The sequence below is a fragment of the Streptomyces californicus genome (assembly GCF_000717645.1).
Classification (GTDB): Bacteria; Actinomycetota; Actinomycetes; order Streptomycetales; family Streptomycetaceae; genus Streptomyces; species Streptomyces californicus.
Genome location: NZ_JNZZ01000057.1, coordinates 1 through 15,072 on the forward strand (window position 1 = coordinate 1; position 15,072 = coordinate 15,072).

The window sequence follows — 15,072 nt, forward strand, 5'->3', positions numbered from 1 at the left end:
GAAGGCAGGAGCGCGGGCGCAGCCAGAGCCGGGAAGCGCGCCCGGCGGAGCGGAGCGCAGCCGGGTGCCTTGATGAGGTAGAGAAACCTGTAACAACTCCGGGAGACGTGAGCAGTCAGGTGCCCGGCTGGGGGCTGATCGCCTGGGCGATGGCTTGCATGGAGTCGGTAACGGCTTCGGCTCCTGCCTCGACGAAGAGTTGGTGCTTGCGCGGTTTGTTGGCGAAGCCGATGGCTGCACTGCCGATCGCGTGGGCGGCCTGGATGTCTGTCAGCGAGTCGCCGATCAAGGCGCACAAGGAGACGTCAACGTCCAGACGTTCAGCCGCTGCGATCAGCGAGTGAGGGTTCGGCTTCATCAGCTCCGGATGCCCTTCGGGCCTTCCAACGATCGTGAGCACGTGTTCCGACAACCCATGTCGATCAAGGAACGCCCTCACAGCTTCCGCAGAGTTGTTACTCACGACAGCCGCCCCCCTGCCAGACGCTCGAACTGCCTCCAGTGAGGCAACGGCTCCGGAAACCGGATCTCCAGCCACCCCTACAGCCTCCACCTCGGCCGTCGTGAGCGCCCTCTCGATCGCCAGTCCAGCGGCATCATCCGCTTCGTGCGTCAGCCGCAGGACCTCTAGAGGGTCATCGATGCCGGACAACTTCCCTTCCAGCTCCGGGTTACCTTCGGCTGCAAGCTTAGAGAGATCCCTTGCAACCTGGTCCGCCGGACGCCCCGCGAAGACATCACAGATAGGGCCGTCGAAGTCGAACAGCACCACCGAGGCTCCGGCGAATGCCGCGTTCAGGTCGTCAGTGTCCATCGAGATCGAATCCCCTCGCGATGGTGTTCCATACACTGTCGAACCACATGCTGGCCTGCTGGACCTGCTGCGTGCCGCTGGACGATTCACCGTCGTTCACGGAGTGATGGAAGAGAACCGTGTCCTTCCCGACCAGGTCATAAATCTCGACCGGCTCCCCTTGAGCCACGACCTTGTTGGGTTTGATCGGGTAGTACCCGAAGAACGCGTCCGCTCCGTTGATCACGTACAACTTGAAGAACTGCGTGCCGCTGTGCACCCGAACATCGACGGTCGTGTCAGGCACTAGGCCTAGGTGACTCAGCTCCGCCATTGAGTCTCGGATGCTGCGCGCATATCCGGTCATGATCTCGTGCATGCGCAAGCGGAGCCGTTCGTCGTCACCGCAGTCCTCGCGACGGACCGGGGCAGCCTGGGGAACTGCCATATCCGGAACGAGTATGCGGACCTTGATGCTGGAGGGCGTCAGCCTGCCAATACGGATTTTGTCCAACGGCTCTTGCAGGGCACCGTGCAGGGTCTCACTGGAGAACCCGGCGAAGTCGATGGTGACGTCGGTGGCGGCGAACGCCTGCTCGACGTAGGGGCGGAGCCCTGCCGGCCGTTCCGTTCGGTTGCGGGCGAAGACTCCGCTGCCCTTGCGAGAGACCACCAACCCCTCATCTTCGAGATCCCGCAGAGCACGCTGGATGGTCGCGCGCGCGAACCCGTAGTGCTCCGTCAACTCCTTCTGCGACGGCAGCTTCCCGCCTGGGGCGATCTTCCGTGTCCTGATCGCTGCTCCGAGGCTGCTCGCAACCTGCTCGTAGGGCGGTCGGTCGTCGTCTGGGTCAAGGGGATCGGGGACGAAGGTCATAAGGCGATGGTACGCGGAAGCTCCGACATTGGGACAGCCAGGATAGCCAGGTGTTGACATGACTAGCCATGTTGCTTACGTTAGTCATGCAGCCAAGAAGGCTAGCCAAGTCAGTCACCTCTGTCAGAGGAGCAATCCCATGCCGTCCTTCAAGATCGACACTTCGACCGCTGTTGTGTTCGTGGCGACGTCTCCGACGCCGAAGCTCGTGAGCAAGCAGACCGGCGAGATCGCCATCGACCGGGAGACCGGTGCCCCGCTCGCGACGGTGGGCCTGCTGGTCGCGGACGAGGGTGAGGGCAACCTGTACCAGGTGACCGTGCCGAACACGGGCGTCCCGGAGAACCTGGCCCCCGGCACCCCGGTCACGGTCGTCGGGCTCAAGGCCCGGGACTGGGAGAACACGTTCAACGGTCAGACCCGGCACGGCATTTCGTTCCGCGCGGTCGCTGTGACCCCGCTGGGGGCCTGATCATGTCGGACCTGTCCACGGTGATCGAGGTGGCGGGGGCCTTATCGGCCGCCGGCGGCCTCGGCTACGCGAAGGCCCACTCCCCTCGGGTGTTCTGGTCGCTGGTCGGTGCCCCGGTCGCCCGGGTCCGATTCACGCTCACGTACCGGGCGACGATGGATGTGTGCGGGCTGACGGTCCAGCCGTCCCGTCTGCGGGCGTTCATGGTCCGCAACGTGGCCCGGCAGGAAGTCCAGCGCCGGGGTTCGTGGAACTGCGGATGACCGGCTATGACGTGCTGCGCCGCGTGAAGATGCCCCGCCGGCTCCCGCGCAACACGACCGCCGGCCCGCTGGTCGTGCCGGTCGCCTTGCGGGAGGACGGTATGGCGTTCGTCCGGGACTACCAGAAGGTCCCGCACGCCCTGACGGTCGGTGCGAACCAGTCGGGCAAGTCGATGTATCAGCGCAACCTCATCTCCGGTCTCGCCAAGCTCCCGGTCGGGCTGATCGGCATCGACTGCAAGCGCGGGGTGGAACAGCGCGGCTACGCACCCCGCCTCTCCGCCCTGGCCATCACCCCGGACGAGGCTGACGGACTGCTGGAAGCCCTTGTGGGTGAGATGGAAGACCGGTTCGACCTCCTCAGTGCTCATGGTGTCTCGGGCCTGTGGGGTCTGCCTGCGAAGGTGCGTCCGGTGCCGCTGGTCGTCCTGGTCGACGAGGTCGCGGAGCTGTTCCTCGTCGCTGTGAAGAAGGACGAGGAACGCCGGGACCGGATGGTGATGCGGATGATCCGACTCGCGCAGATGGCCCGCGCGGTCGGGATCTTCCTGGAAGTCTGCGGGCAGCGCTTCGGCTCCGACCTCGGCAAGGGCGCCACCGCCCTGCGAGCTCAGCTCACCGGGCGTGTGGTGCACCGGGTCAACGACAAGCAGACCGCCGAAATGGCGCTCGGGGACATCGCCCCCGAAGCGGTCTTCGCCGCCACCACCATCGCCCCCGACCGCCCGGGCGTCGCGGTGGCCGGGGACTCCTCCGGCGGCTGGTCCCGCATCCGCCCCCCCGCCATGACCCCCGCCCAAGCCGTGGCCATCTGCCACGAGTACGCGCACCTCACCCCGCACCTTGCCGCTCTGGCACCGTTCCGTCCGGCCGTCTCCGCCGCCCCGGCCCCGGGCTCACCGCTCCTCAAGCCTCGCCCGGCAACCGGCTAACTCCCCTCCCTATAAGCCCAGTTGGCGTGACTGCTTCGCGCCGGGTCCCTACCCGCCCATGCCCGGAACCGGAAGGAACCACCGCCATGGCCACCCGACGGACCACCAAGCCCCCGAAGAACACCCCGCCCGCGCCGGTTGTCTGCTCGCCGTGCGACGGGTCCGGGATGGTCGCCGCCACGGTCCGCGTCGGACGCAAGCGCCGCCCGGTCGGCCAGCAGGACGGCATCTGCCTCAACTGCCTCGGCTCCGGCACCGCCCCCGACGCCTGAACCCCCCTCCTCGCCCCGGTGCCCGGCGGCGGCCCAATCCCCGCCCGGCACCGGCCCACCCCTGAAAGGAGGTGACCCCCGTGTCCCGCATCCGAATCGACGCCGTACTCATCCAGGCCGTCATCGCCGGTGCCCTGTCCTTCGCGCACCTGCATGACCTGGCCGAAGCGGCAGGTCAGGACGGCTGGAAAGCCTGGGCCTACCCCGTCAGCGTCGATCTCCTGTTGGTCGCGGCCTGGCGGCGCATGCGCGTGACCGCCGACAACCGCGCCGCCTGGGCCTGGTTCATCATCGCTCTCGCCGCGTCGCTCGGTGCGAACGTCGCCACCGCCGGACTCCTCGACCTCAACGACGTTCCCGACTGGCTGCGCATCCTCGTCGCCGGCTGGCCCGCCCTGGCCTTCCTCGGCGGAACCCTCCTCGTCCACACCCCCACCACCGCGCCCAGCGAACCGGACCCCGCTCCGGCTGCCGCACCGCCGGCTGCTCCGGCCGCCGAACCGGTCCCGGACGTGACCGTGGAGCGGGCTCCCGAACCGGCCCCCGAACTGCCGCCCACGCCTGCTCCAGAGGAAGCCGCGGCACCTGCTCCGGCTCCGGAGTCCGCTCCGGCCGTGGCCGTTCCTCCGGCCCTCCTGGACCACGCCCGGAAGCTGGCCGACTCCTACCACGCCACCACCGGCAGCCGGATCGACTCCGCCACCCTGCGCGCCCGCCTCGGCGTCCCCGCGCCCCTCGCAGACGCCATTTCCACGCAACTCGCCTAATCCATAAGGAGGTTCATGTCATGGCGCGCCCGAACCGCTTCACGAACGTGCTCCGCGTCGGCCCCGTTCAGGTCGGCACTCACCACGACGGCCGCGGGCGGACGAAGCACACCGCCGCCTGCACGGCACCCGGCTGCAACTTCTCCGCCGACTACCTCAACCGCTCCGCCGCCGAACTTGCCGCCCGCACCCACCGCTGCAACCCCTGACAGGAGGAACCGTGTTCACCCCGAAGATCCCGCCGCCGGACACCGCCCCTACCGCGGGCACGTCCCTCGTCCAGCCGCTGACAGGCATCACCCACGCTCCGGCCTGCACCTGCCACACCACTGCCCCGGCGCCCGTTCCGGCTGCTCCGGTCTCCCGGCCGGCCGTTCAGCTCACCCCGGGATCGCTCCTCGTCGCCGCCGCCGGGGGCACCGCCGTGGTCCTGGTAGTCGGCACGGTCCTGGTCTCGATGCTCCTCGCGACCGCGATCACCGCCGCGTCCGTCGCGATCTGCGCCGTGGTCCTGCGCTCGCTGCTCAACCGCCCGAACAACCGCTAACAGCCCCCGGGGCGGCCTCAACCGCCAAGTTTCCGCCGCCCCGGGAGCCCAACCACTTCCAGATCCAACGGACCCGAAAGGGAGCTCCCATCATGCCCCAGTACACCCCGCCCCGGCCGATCTGCGGCCACTGCGACGGCTTCCCCACCGTCACCATCACCACCGGCACCCGCACCGCCGATGGGCAGCGCAAGACCATCACCGCGAACTGCCCCGCCTGCCGCGGCACCGGCCACACCACCACCGCCGCCCGCGCCCACACCCGGATCGGGGCCTGAGAGCCATGGCCGACCTGACCCCCACCCCGGACCGCCCCGGCCTCCACGTCAGCAAGCCCTCCCCGAACACCCCCGCCACCGGCTCGGCCGTCTGCCACTGCGGCGCCACCGCAACCGCCACCGGTGACAACCAGGTCAAGGCCCTGGTCGAGGGCTACACCGCGAACCACGGCTCCGCCCACAACCGGACGGGACGCTGACCATGACCACCGCTGCGACCGCGGCGGGCCTGGACCCGGCCACCCTGGGCGATCTGCTCCGGGTGGCCGGGTCTCCCGGCTTCGACCGCCTCACCGAACAACTCCGCCGCACCGGCGGCTGCTCCCAGCCCATCCACCTCACCGGCGCCACCAAAACCATCGACCGCACCACCGGCACCCTGCTCCACCACTACTCGACCGACACCGAGCCCGGCGGCCGGTTACGGATCGCCTGCGGCAACCGCCGCGCCTCCCGCTGCCCCGCCTGCGCCTGGACCTACGCAGGCGACACCTACCACCTCATCCGCGCCGGACTCACCGGCGACCCCGACAAAGGCACCCCGACCACGATCCGGGACCACCCCCGGGTCTTCGCCACTCTGACGGCCCCGTCTTTCGGCCCGGTCCACAACCGGCCAGGCAACCGCACCTGCCGCTGCGGTGTTCGGCACCCCGAGGACGCGCCGGAGCTGGGCACGCCCCTCGCCCCGGACACCTACGACTACGCGGGGGCGGTGCTGTGGAACAACCACGCCTCCGACCTCTGGCGCTACTTCACGATCTACCTCCGCCGCGAAATCGCCCGCCGCGCCGGACTCACCCAGAAAGCCGCCCGCGAACAGTCCAAGGTGTCCTTCGGCAAGGTCGCGGAGTACCAGAAGCGCGGAGCCGTCCACTTCCACGCCGTGATCCGCTTCGACGGACCCGACGGCCCGGACACCCCACCCCCGGCCTGGGCCACCCATGACCTCCTGGACGACGCGATCCGCGCCGCCGCCGCCCGCGTCGCAGTCGACGTGCCGGCAAACCCGGAAGCCGGGATCACCGAAGGCTGGACGCTGCGGTGGGGCACGCAACTCGACGTGCAGCCCATCGGCGCGTTCGGCAACGGCGAAGACCTCACCGAACAAGCCGTCGCCTCCTACGTCGCCAAATACGCCACCAAAGCCGCCGAGACCACCGGCACCGTTGACCACCGGGTCGGCAACAAGGAAGCCCTGGTTCACCTCGACGTGCCTGAGCACCCGCGCCGGCTGATCCAGGCCTGCCTGGACCTTCATCACGCCTACCCGGAGCGCAAGCTCCGCGACTGGGCCCACATGCTCGGCTTCCGCGGCCACTTCTCCACCAAATCCCGCGCCTACTCCACCACCCTCGGCGCCCTCCGACAGGTCAACCGCCCGCGAACACCGGGCGGAACTGGATGACCAACTCGGGCTGGAAGGAGCCGCATCGTGACCACCGCCACCGCCGAACTCCTCACCGTGCCCGAGGTCATGGCGCGGTTGAAGCTCGGACGCTCCACCGTCTACGACCTGATTCGCTCCCGCCGGCTGGTCTCCATCACCATCGGCCGGGCCCGGCGCATTCCCGCCGATGCCGTGCGGGACTTCATCGTCAACGAGATCGAGGAAGCCGCCTGATGCCTTCCCAGCGCAAGCGCAACCCCAACGGGTCCGGGACGGTGACCTTGCGGTCGGACGGCCGGTATCAGGCGGCTGTGTACGTTCTCCAGCCTGACGGCACGACGAAGCGCAAGTACGCGTACGGCAAGACCTTCGACGAGTGCGACCGGAAGCGTCGAGACCTCCTCGACAGGGCAGCCGGCGGGATCCCCACGCCGACCCGGGACATGACTCTGGGGCAGTGGTTCGACTACTGGTTGGAGGTGATCGTCAAGCCGAACCTGAAGCCGAAGAGCTACGAGACCTACGAGCAGGCGGTTCGGAATCACCTTCGGCCGCGTCTGGGCTCCAAAGTCATGCTGAAGCTGGGCGTGAAGGAGCTGCGCGGGGTCGTACAGCGGCTTGCGGAGGACAAGGGTGCCAAGACCGCCCGGCAGGCTCTGCGGGTGCTCTCGGCGTCTCTGACGGCTGCGATGGTCGAGGACATCGGCCTGACGCGGAACGTGGCCAAGCTCGTGCATGTGCGGGCCCCCGTCGACAGCGGCAAGAGCTGGGACGCCGTCACCGTGCTGCGGTTCTTGGCCGCCGCTCGGCGGATGACGGTGTACTACCCGGCTTTCCTGCTCATCTGCCTGCTCGGTCTGCGCCGAGCAGAGGTGTGCGGCCTTCGCTGGGTGAACATCGACCTGGACAACCGGGTGCTCTGGGTCGAGCAGCAGCGCCAGCGTTCCAGCGCCGGCACGATCGATCTGTCGTTGAAGACGGAGACCTCGAAGGCTGCGTTGCCGCTTCCTCGGCAGTGCATCGCTCCGCTGCGGTGGACTCGGATGCGGACTGCGATGCTGCGCGAGCGCGCTCTCGCGCAGGGCCGTCCGTGGTTCGAGGACCCGGACCAGCACGTGTTCATCTCGCGGACCGGGCACCCGCTGTTGGCCTCGAACCTCTACCTGACCATGCAGCGGATCTTGAGGGTCGCGGGTCTGGGGAAGATGAACCTCAAGGGGCTGCGGAAGTCCTGCGGCACGCTCCTGGTGCACTTGAAGGCTCACCCTCGGGTCATCAAGGCCATTCTGCGGCACAGCCGAATCGCGACGACGCTGGACATCTACGCTGAGGCTCTGGACCCTGATGTGATCGAGGCTGTGAGCGCGCTCGACCGTCTGTTGCGGCAGCCGGCGCGCATCCGGTCGCTGGAGGTCGCCCGGCCCCAGATGGAGACCGACTGATGTAGCTGATAGAGGTCACGGCCCCTCGCTCTGCACATCGCCGCAGGTCGGGGGGCCGTTTTCGGCGTTTGAGCCGACATCATCCCATTAGCCAATCGTTACCTGCGATGACCTGGCACACAGCTCGGCCAGTCCGACCCCCGTGACCGGGGAAATCGCGCCCTCCTCGGTGACGATCGCTGTGATCAGCTCCGGCGGCGTGACGTCGAAAGCCGGGTTGTACGCCGGGGCCCCCAGGGGTGCGAGCGCCCGCCCGCCCCGGTCACCGCCCGGCACACTCCGCGACGGAGTGATCTCCGTCACTTCCCGCCCGGAACGCTGCTCGACGATGATCGAAGCGCCGTCCGGCGTCTCCAGGTCCACGGTCGTCGTCGGCGCCACCACGATGAACGGCACATGGTGGTACTTCGCGAGCACCGCCAGCGGGTAGCTCCCCACCTTGTTGGCCACCGAACCGTCCGCGGCGATGCGGTCGGCGCCTATGAGCACTGCGTCGACCTCACCCGCCGCGAACAGCGACCCCGCCGCGTTGTCCGTCAGCAGGCTGTACGCCAGACCGTTGCGGGCCGCCTCGTACGCGGTCAGCCGCGCCCCCTGGAGCAGCGGACGCGTCTCATCCACCCACAACCGCCGCAGCCGCCCCTGCCGGTGCACCCGCAGGGCCACGGCGAACGCCGTCCCCTCACCCCCGGAGACCAGCGCCCCGGTGTTGCAGTGGGTCAGCAACTGGTACCCGCGGCCGGGCATCAGCTCCTCCAGCAGCGCCTCTCCGTACTCCGCCATACGCCCGCTGGCCTGCGCGTCCTCCCGATGCAGGGCCCGCGCCTCGGTCAGCGCCGCCGCGGCCGCCGCCTGCTCCTCGACCCCCTTCCCCGCCGCTTCCGCGTAGGCCGCCGCCACCCGGCGCACGCCGTACGCGAGGTTCACCGCGGTGGGCCGCGCGCGTTCCAGCAGACCGGCTGCCTCCGCCACGTCGTAGCCACGGGCCGCCGCCAGCGCCACCCCGTACCCCCCGGCGATCCCGAGCAGCGGGGCTCCTCGTACCGCCAGGGTCTGGATGGCCCCCACCAACGCGGGGACGTCCGTGCACACCAGCTCGACCTCCTCAGCGGGCAACCGCGTCTGGTCGAGAAGCACCAGAACGGGACCCTCCGGGGGCTCGTCCCAGCGGAGTACGGAGAGCGCGGGAGGCTCGTAGCCTGCCGGCGTTTGCGCGTCCAGATCAGCCATCCCTCCAGTCTGCCCGGTGAGCACCCCGCATATGAAGGTGCGAAGGAGACGGAGCGGCCGGTCCGCCCCGAACCGACGCGTGGCACGATGGCTGGCAACCTGCCGCCCCGATGAGCGGTCAGGACGGTGAAGGAGCGAGAATGAACGACTCTCCGGGCTGGGCGTCGCCCGGATCTGCCGCCTCCGACGGCAAGGAGACGGCGGTCCCCCGCCCCTCCGACCCGCAGGACGGAAGCGGCCGGACGGGACAGTGGTCCTCCGAACAGCCTCCTCCCGGGCAGTGGTCCCCACCGAGCGACTCCGGCGGCCGCGGAGCACGGCCTCCCGCACCCGGCCGGGGCGGCGGGCCGCACCAGGGCTGGGCAGCGCCCCCGCCGGCCGCGAAGCCCGGCATCATTCCGCTCCGTCCGCTCAGCCTCGGCGAGATCCTCGACGGCTCCGTCTCCGCGCTGCGCGCCCACTGGCGTACCGCGCTCGGTTTCAGCCTCGGGATAGCGGTCGTCACCCAGATCGCGCTCACACTCATGCAGCGCTACCTGTTGCCGAAGCCCACCTCCGTCGACCCGAACGCCACCGGCACCGAAGCCCTCCGCCAGGCGTCCGACTCCGCCCGGTCGACCTTGGTCTCCATGACTCCGGTCGCCTTCCTCACGATGATCGGCACGCTCTTCACCGCAGCGGTCGTCGCCGTGGTCGTCAGCCGCTCCGTGCTGGGCAGGACCACCACGCTCTCCGACACCTGGGCCGAGGTCCGCCCGCGGCTCCTCCCTCTGGCCGGGCTGGCTCTGCTGCTGCCCCTGGCCATCGTCGCCGCCATGGCTGTGTGCATCGGCCCCGGACTGCTGCTGGGCTCCGGCGCCGGCGCGGCGCTGGCCCTCCTCGGCTCCCTCGCGGCCTGCGTCCTCGTCCCCTGGCTGTGGGTGAGCTTCTCCCTCTCCGTCCCCGCACTCGTACTGGAGCGGCAAGGCGTCGTCGCGGCACTGCGCAGGTCGGTCAAGCTGGTCCGCGGCGCCTGGTGGCGCACCTTCGGCGTCCTCGTACTGAGCCAGCTGATCATCCTTCTGATGAGCATGATCGTCTCCGTGCCCTTCGCCGCCATCGCCGTCATCGCCGACGGAACCAGCCTCAGCGAGCTCCTCGAAGGCGGCGGCACCGCCTCCGGGTGGCCCTTCCTCATCGTCACGGGCATCGGCGATGTGATCATCTCCACGCTGGTCTACCCGTTCTTCGGCGGCGTGACGGCTCTGCTCTACGTGGACCAGCGCATCCGCCGCGAAGCTCTCGACCTCGACCTCGCACGGGCCGCGGGCCTTCCCGGCTACGGCGAGAACCACAGGAGCTGATGCGGTGTCGGGGGCGGGGGGCATCATCATCACGGCACGGGCCGACGGCGCGGCGGGCGGCATACCCGTGGACACGCCACGCCTCCCCGCACGGGAGGCGGCCGAGAGCGAACTGTCCAAGCCGATGTACCACGAGAACGATCCGAACTTCTTCCAGCGCGCCCTGAACGAGTTCTGGGACTGGGTCGCCGGGATATTCGACGCGGCCGCGGGCGCCGCCCCCGGCGGGCCGGCCGGACTCATCGTCCTGGTCGTCCTCCTCATCGGTCTGGGCGCCGCCCTCTGGTGGCGGCTCGGAACCCCGGAGCGCATCCCCCGGAGCGCGGACGCGCTCTTCGACAGCGACGGCCCCCGCAGCGCCGCCCAGCACCGCTCCGCGGCCGAAACGCACGCCGCGGCCCTCCGCTGGACCGAGGCCGCCCAGGAACGCATGCGCGCCATCGTCCGCTCCCTGGAGGAGCGCGCCCTGCTGGAGCCCCGCCCCGGCCGTACCGCGGACGAAGCCGCGGCGGCCGCGGGCCACGTGCTCCCCGAGCACGCGCCCCGACTGCGCGCCGCCGCCCGGAGCTTCGACGACGTGACGTACGGGGGCCGCACCGCGGACCAGACCGCGTACCTGGCCCTGCGCACCCTCGACCTCGAACTGGACGAGGCCAAGCCGCTGCTGCCCGGAACGTCCCGAGGAGCCACCGGATGACCGCGGCGACCACCGCCTCCCCCACCTCCACAGCTGCCACGCCCGGCCAGCTCTGGACCCGCGCCCGAGGCGCCCTGGCAGCCGTCCTCATCCTCGTCGTCGCCGGCGTCACGTTCGCCGCCGTCCAGACCGGGACGAACCACGGCCAACTCGACCCCCGCTCCGCAGATCCCCAGGGGAGCCGCGCCGTCGCCGAACTCCTCAAGGCACGCGGCATATCCGTCACCGTCGCCACCACCCTCGACGAGGCCACCGCCGCCGTAGGGCCCGACACCACGCTCCTGGTCGCCGGCCCCAATCTCCTGACCAGGTCGCAGCAGCTCCGCCTCGACGGGGCGACCTCCGCATCCGCAGGACGCACGCTGCTGATCGCCCCGGGCCCCGCGGCCACGAGCCGACTCGCCCCCGGCGTGCACACCGAGCAGCATCAAGCCGTCAGTGCCCTCGCCCCGGCATGCGAACTCCCTGCCGCCCGACGGGCCGGCACAGCGCACATGGGCGGCGTCCGCTACACGACGCGGAACCCCGCAGCCCTCACCTGCTATCCGAGCGCGGGCCACCCCAGCCTGGTCGTCCTCCCGACCGGAGCGGAGGGCGACACCGTCATCCTCGGCTCCCCCCTCCTCCTCCACAACGAGCGCCTCGACCAGCAGGGCAATGCCTCGCTCGCCCTTCAACTCCTCGGCTCCCGACCCCATCTCGTCTGGTACCTCCCCTCTCTCAGCGATCCATCCGCGACAACCGATGGCGGCACGCCCGGCAGCGAGACCGACGACCCGTCGGAGGACGGCTCAAGGAACGAGGCAGCCGAGGGCAGCAGCTTCCTCGATCTCGTCCCCTCCGGCTGGGTCTGGGCGACGGCGCAGCTCGCCCTGGCCGCCGTCCTCGCCGCCGTCTGGCGCGGCCGGCGACTCGGCCCCCTCGTCGCGGAACGGCTTCCGGTGGCCATCCGCGCCTCCGAATCCGCCGAGGGCCGGTCCCTCCTCTACCGCAAGGCCAAGGCCCGCGGACGGGCGGCCGACGCCCTCCGCGACGCCACCCGCACCCGCCTCGCACCCCTCGCCGGTGTGCCCGCCCGTGACGCGCACACCCCCGGCGTCCTCCTCCCCGCCCTGTCCGCGCGCATCTCCTCGCCGGACCACGACCTGAACGCGCTGCTCTTCGGTACGGATCCGTCCACCGATGCCGCTCTGGTCCTCCTTGCCGATCAACTCGACGCCCTCGAAAGAGAGGTACGCACTTCATGAGCGCCCCGACCCCTGAGCCGGCCGAGCCGACGGAGCCCGCGGCGGCCGTGGTGGACTCCATGGAATCGGAGCCGTCCGACAGCGCCCGCGCGTCCCTGGAGGCCCTGCGCTCCGAGATCGCCAAGGCCGTCGTCGGCCAGGACCCCGCCGTCACCGGGCTCGTCGTCGCACTGCTCTGCCGGGGTCACGTACTGCTCGAAGGGGTGCCCGGCGTCGCCAAAACCCTGCTTGTCCGCGCTCTCGCCGCATCACTCGAACTCGACACCAAACGGGTCCAGTTCACCCCGGATCTGATGCCCAGCGACGTCACGGGCTCCCTGGTCTACGACGCGCGCACCGCCGAGTTCTCCTTTCAGCCCGGCCCCGTCTTCACCAACCTGCTGATCGCAGACGAGATCAACCGCACCCCTCCCAAGACCCAGTCCTCCCTCCTCGAAGCGATGGAGGAACGGCAGGTCACCGTCGACGGAAAGCCGAAGGCCCTGCCCGAGCCCTTCCTCGTCGCCGCCACCCAGAACCCCGTCGAATACGAGGGCACCTATCCCCTCCCCGAAGCCCAGCTCGACCGCTTCCTGCTCAAGCTGACGGTCCCGCTGCCCTCGCGGCAGGACGAGATCGATGTCCTCACCCGCCATGCCGAGGGGTTCAACCCGCGCGATCTCCAGGCCGCCGGAGTGGGTCCGGTCGCCGGACCGGCCCATCTGGAGGCGGCACGCGAAGCCGTCGCCAAGACGACCGTCTCCCCCGAGATCGCCGGCTATGTCGTGGATATCTGCCGTGCCACACGCGAATCCCCCTCACTCACCCTCGGCGTCTCTCCCCGAGGAGCCACCGCACTGCTCTCGACCGCCCGCGCCTGGGCCTGGCTGACCGGCCGGGACTATGTCATCCCGGACGACGTGAAGGCCCTTGCGCTTCCCACGCTCCGTCATCGCATCCACCTGCGGCCCGAGGCAGAAATGGAAGGAGTCACCCCCGACTCCGTCATCACCTCGGTGCTCGCTCACGTCCCCGTACCCCGATGAGGCGGTGACCACCATGGCCCTCACCGGACGAACAGCTCTGCTGGCCGCTCTGGGGTCACTCCCCGTAGGCATCCTCGCCCCAAGCTGGACAGGGATGCTTGCGATCAATGCACCGCTCTCCCTGGCAATTCTCTGCGACTACGCCCTGGCAGCGCCAGTGCGCACGCTTCGGTTCACTCGATCCGGCGACACATCCGTTCGACTCGGTGACGCGGCGCACGTGCAACTGACAGTGACGAACACGTCCCGTCGGCGCCTGCGCGCCCAGGTACGGGACGCCTGGCCGCCGAGCAGTTGGGTCCCGGGCTCGGAACGTCGCGCCTCCCGGCACACGCTGACGATTCCGGCCGGGGAACAGCGCCGCCTGGTGACCGTCCTGCGTCCCACGCGACGTGGCGACCGGCAGGCCGAACGCATCACGATCCGCTCGTACGGGCCACTCGGCCTCGCAGCACGCCAGGGGGAACACCGCGCCCCGTGGACCGTGCGGGTTCTGCCGCCGTTCACCAGCCGCAAGCATCTGCCGTCCCGACTCGCCCGGCTCAGGGAACTCGACGGCCGCACCAGCGTCCTGACTCGCGGCGAGGGCACGGAATTCGACAGCCTGCGTGCCTACGTCCCGGGGGACGACACTCGCTCCATCGACTGGCGGGCCACCGCACGCCAGTCGACCGTCGCGGTACGCACCTGGCGTCCGGAACGGGACCGGCACATTCTGATCGTGCTCGACACCGGGCGAACGTCCGCAGGCCGGGTGGGCGACGTCCCTCGCTTGGACGCCTCGTTGGACGCCACGCTTCTTCTGACCGCTCTCGCCACCCGGGCAGGCGACCGTATGAGCCTTCTCGCCTACGACCGCAAGGTCCGAGCCAGAGTGCACGGCCGGATAGCGACGGGCAGTGTGCTGGCGACCGTCATCGACTCCCTGGCCACGCTGGAACCTCAACTTGTCGAGACGGACGCCCGCGGCCTCAGCAAGGCAGCCCTCGCCGATGCCCCGCGCGGTTCGCTGATCGTCCTCCTCACCACTCTGGACGCCGCCCCCATCGAGGAGGGGCTCCTGCCGGTGCTGCCCCAGCTCACCCAGCGCCACACGGTTGTCCTGGCGGCGGTCTCCGACCCGCGTATCGACGGGATGGCCGCGGGACGAGGGACAGTGGGCTCGGTGTATGACGCGGCAGCCGCCGGCCAGGCTCGGGCGGAACGTCGCCGCACGGCTGACAGGCTCCGCCGCCATGGGGTTGTCGTGGTGGATGCCGCGCCCGACAATCTCGCTCCGGCGCTTGCCGACGCATACCTGGCTCTCAAGGCGGCAGGTCGTCTCTGAGGGGCTGCCGGCCACGGCCCGGCCTCTCAGAGACGTTTCGGCGTCAGCCCTCAGGAAGGGGGGCTAGTGGTGAACGCAGAAAAGCCCCGCACCATAAGGTGCGGGGCTTCCCCACAATGATTGTTCGGCGGCGTCCTACTCTCCCACAGGGTCCCCCCTGCAGTACCATC

18 protein-coding genes and 1 pseudogene are annotated in these 15,072 nt (G+C 70.0%); 16 read left to right on the forward strand and 3 right to left on the reverse strand.

Going from position 1 to position 15,072, the window contains the following annotated elements:
• Nucleotides 1-115: 115 nt before the first annotated feature.
• Nucleotides 116-814: an HAD family hydrolase gene (locus IF19_RS0133960; protein ID WP_050494096.1), complete on the reverse strand. Its 699-nt coding sequence runs from the start codon at nt 812-814 to the stop codon at nt 116-118.
• Nucleotides 804-1,670, reverse strand: coding sequence for a GntR family transcriptional regulator (locus IF19_RS0133965; protein ID WP_030112185.1), 867 nt, complete (start codon nt 1,668-1,670; stop codon nt 804-806). Before IF19_RS0133965 ends, IF19_RS0133960 begins: the two co-directional genes overlap by 11 nt.
• 139 nt (nt 1,671-1,809) lie before the next feature.
• Between IF19_RS0133965 and IF19_RS0133970 the strand changes: the two genes are divergently transcribed.
• The 11 genes and pseudogenes from IF19_RS0133970 to IF19_RS0134020 all read left to right on the forward strand — a co-directional run bounded on the left by IF19_RS0133970 (nt 1,810) and on the right by IF19_RS0134020 (nt 8,033).
• The gene (locus IF19_RS0133970; RefSeq protein ID WP_030278109.1) at nt 1,810-2,142 is read left to right on the forward strand and encodes an SCO3933 family regulatory protein; all 333 of its coding nucleotides are present in this window, start codon (nt 1,810-1,812) and stop codon (nt 2,140-2,142) included.
• Between the two features lie 2 nt (nt 2,143-2,144).
• Nucleotides 2,145-3,337: pseudogene (locus IF19_RS01000000135210) on the forward strand (FtsK/SpoIIIE domain-containing protein).
• An 86-nt stretch (nt 3,338-3,423) separates the two neighbouring features.
• Nucleotides 3,424-3,609, forward strand: coding sequence for a hypothetical protein (locus IF19_RS0133980; RefSeq protein WP_030119675.1), 186 nt, complete (start codon nt 3,424-3,426; stop codon nt 3,607-3,609).
• 80 nt (nt 3,610-3,689) lie between these two features.
• The gene (locus IF19_RS0133985; RefSeq protein ID WP_030278110.1) at nt 3,690-4,376 is read left to right on the forward strand and encodes a DUF2637 domain-containing protein; all 687 of its coding nucleotides are present in this window, start codon (nt 3,690-3,692) and stop codon (nt 4,374-4,376) included.
• A gap of 20 nt (nt 4,377-4,396) precedes the next feature.
• Nucleotides 4,397-4,585, forward strand: coding sequence for a mobile element transfer protein (locus IF19_RS0133990; RefSeq protein ID WP_030075804.1), 189 nt, complete (start codon nt 4,397-4,399; stop codon nt 4,583-4,585).
• A gap of 11 nt (nt 4,586-4,596) precedes the next feature.
• Nucleotides 4,597-4,923, forward strand: coding sequence for a hypothetical protein (locus tag IF19_RS0133995; RefSeq protein ID WP_030278111.1), 327 nt, complete (start codon nt 4,597-4,599; stop codon nt 4,921-4,923).
• Between the two features lie 92 nt (nt 4,924-5,015).
• Nucleotides 5,016-5,201, forward strand: a complete 186-nt coding sequence (locus tag IF19_RS0134000; RefSeq protein ID WP_030278112.1) for a hypothetical protein — start codon at nt 5,016-5,018, stop codon at nt 5,199-5,201.
• A 5-nt stretch (nt 5,202-5,206) separates the two neighbouring features.
• A complete protein-coding gene (locus IF19_RS0134005; RefSeq protein WP_030278113.1) occupies nt 5,207-5,401 on the forward strand; it encodes a hypothetical protein in 195 nt (64 codons plus the stop codon).
• 2 nt (nt 5,402-5,403) lie between these two features.
• Nucleotides 5,404-6,609 carry a replication initiator protein RepSA gene (gene repSA / locus IF19_RS0134010; protein WP_282916638.1) on the forward strand — a complete coding sequence of 402 codons (1,206 nt, stop codon included), beginning with the start codon at nt 5,404-5,406 and terminating at the stop codon, nt 6,607-6,609.
• Nucleotides 6,610-6,636: 27 nt separating this feature from the next.
• Complete coding sequence (locus tag IF19_RS0134015; RefSeq protein ID WP_030118376.1) at nt 6,637-6,825, forward strand: helix-turn-helix domain-containing protein; 189 nt, start codon at nt 6,637-6,639, stop codon at nt 6,823-6,825.
• Nucleotides 6,825-8,033 carry a tyrosine-type recombinase/integrase gene (locus IF19_RS0134020; protein ID WP_030278115.1) on the forward strand — a complete coding sequence of 403 codons (1,209 nt, stop codon included), beginning with the start codon at nt 6,825-6,827 and terminating at the stop codon, nt 8,031-8,033. Before IF19_RS0134015 ends, IF19_RS0134020 begins: the two co-directional genes overlap by 1 nt.
• Nucleotides 8,034-8,120: 87 nt before the next feature.
• Here the strand turns inward: IF19_RS0134020 and mtnA are convergent, their stop codons facing one another.
• Nucleotides 8,121-9,263, reverse strand: coding sequence for an S-methyl-5-thioribose-1-phosphate isomerase (gene mtnA, locus IF19_RS0134025; RefSeq protein ID WP_030119645.1), 1,143 nt, complete (start codon nt 9,261-9,263; stop codon nt 8,121-8,123).
• 140 nt (nt 9,264-9,403) lie between these two features.
• On the opposite strand from mtnA, the gene IF19_RS0134030 reads away from it, so the two are divergent.
• From IF19_RS0134030 to IF19_RS0134050, 5 genes are read left to right on the forward strand one after another with little or no spacing between them, the layout of a single operon-like run.
• Nucleotides 9,404-10,606 (forward strand): DUF7847 domain-containing protein, encoded by a 1,203-nt coding sequence (locus tag IF19_RS0134030; protein ID WP_030119646.1) that lies wholly within the window; start codon nt 9,404-9,406, stop codon nt 10,604-10,606.
• Between the two features lie 4 nt (nt 10,607-10,610).
• On the forward strand, nt 10,611-11,303 hold the full coding sequence (locus tag IF19_RS0134035; protein ID WP_030122249.1) for a DUF4129 domain-containing protein: 693 nt from the start codon (nt 10,611-10,613) through the stop codon (nt 11,301-11,303).
• Nucleotides 11,300-12,550, forward strand: a complete 1,251-nt coding sequence (locus tag IF19_RS0134040; RefSeq protein ID WP_030119648.1) for a DUF4350 domain-containing protein — start codon at nt 11,300-11,302, stop codon at nt 12,548-12,550. The genes IF19_RS0134035 and IF19_RS0134040 overlap by 4 nt, the downstream gene beginning before the upstream one ends.
• A complete protein-coding gene (locus tag IF19_RS0134045) occupies nt 12,547-13,575 on the forward strand; it encodes an AAA family ATPase (protein ID WP_030119649.1) in 1,029 nt (342 codons plus the stop codon). Before IF19_RS0134040 ends, IF19_RS0134045 begins: the two co-directional genes overlap by 4 nt.
• A 13-nt stretch (nt 13,576-13,588) precedes the next feature.
• Nucleotides 13,589-14,902 (forward strand): DUF58 domain-containing protein, encoded by a 1,314-nt coding sequence (locus IF19_RS0134050; RefSeq protein WP_030119650.1) that lies wholly within the window; start codon nt 13,589-13,591, stop codon nt 14,900-14,902.
• The last annotated feature ends 170 nt before the right edge of the window (nt 14,903-15,072 follow it).

Bases quoted from the DNA above. Each gene is read 5' to 3' on its own strand.
- IF19_RS0133960 (WP_050494096.1), bottom strand. From the start codon at position 814: ATGGACACTGACGACCTGAACGCGGCATTCGCCGGAGCCTCGGTGGTG.
- IF19_RS0133965 (WP_030112185.1), bottom strand. From the start codon at position 1,670: ATGACCTTCGTCCCCGATCCCCTTGACCCAGACGACGACCGACCGCCC.
- IF19_RS0133970 (WP_030278109.1), top strand. From the start codon at position 1,810: ATGCCGTCCTTCAAGATCGACACTTCGACCGCTGTTGTGTTCGTGGCG.
- IF19_RS0133980 (WP_030119675.1), top strand. From the start codon at position 3,424: ATGGCCACCCGACGGACCACCAAGCCCCCGAAGAACACCCCGCCCGCG.
- IF19_RS0133990 (WP_030075804.1), top strand. From the start codon at position 4,397: ATGGCGCGCCCGAACCGCTTCACGAACGTGCTCCGCGTCGGCCCCGTT.
- IF19_RS0134000 (WP_030278112.1), top strand. From the start codon at position 5,016: ATGCCCCAGTACACCCCGCCCCGGCCGATCTGCGGCCACTGCGACGGC.
- IF19_RS0134005 (WP_030278113.1), top strand. From the start codon at position 5,207: ATGGCCGACCTGACCCCCACCCCGGACCGCCCCGGCCTCCACGTCAGC.
- repSA (WP_282916638.1), top strand. From the start codon at position 5,404: ATGACCACCGCTGCGACCGCGGCGGGCCTGGACCCGGCCACCCTGGGC.
- IF19_RS0134020 (WP_030278115.1), top strand. From the start codon at position 6,825: ATGCCTTCCCAGCGCAAGCGCAACCCCAACGGGTCCGGGACGGTGACC.
- mtnA (WP_030119645.1), bottom strand. From the start codon at position 9,263: ATGGCTGATCTGGACGCGCAAACGCCGGCAGGCTACGAGCCTCCCGCG.
- IF19_RS0134030 (WP_030119646.1), top strand. From the start codon at position 9,404: ATGAACGACTCTCCGGGCTGGGCGTCGCCCGGATCTGCCGCCTCCGAC.
- IF19_RS0134040 (WP_030119648.1), top strand. From the start codon at position 11,300: ATGACCGCGGCGACCACCGCCTCCCCCACCTCCACAGCTGCCACGCCC.
- IF19_RS0134045 (WP_030119649.1), top strand. From the start codon at position 12,547: ATGAGCGCCCCGACCCCTGAGCCGGCCGAGCCGACGGAGCCCGCGGCG.
- IF19_RS0134050 (WP_030119650.1), top strand. From the start codon at position 13,589: ATGGCCCTCACCGGACGAACAGCTCTGCTGGCCGCTCTGGGGTCACTC.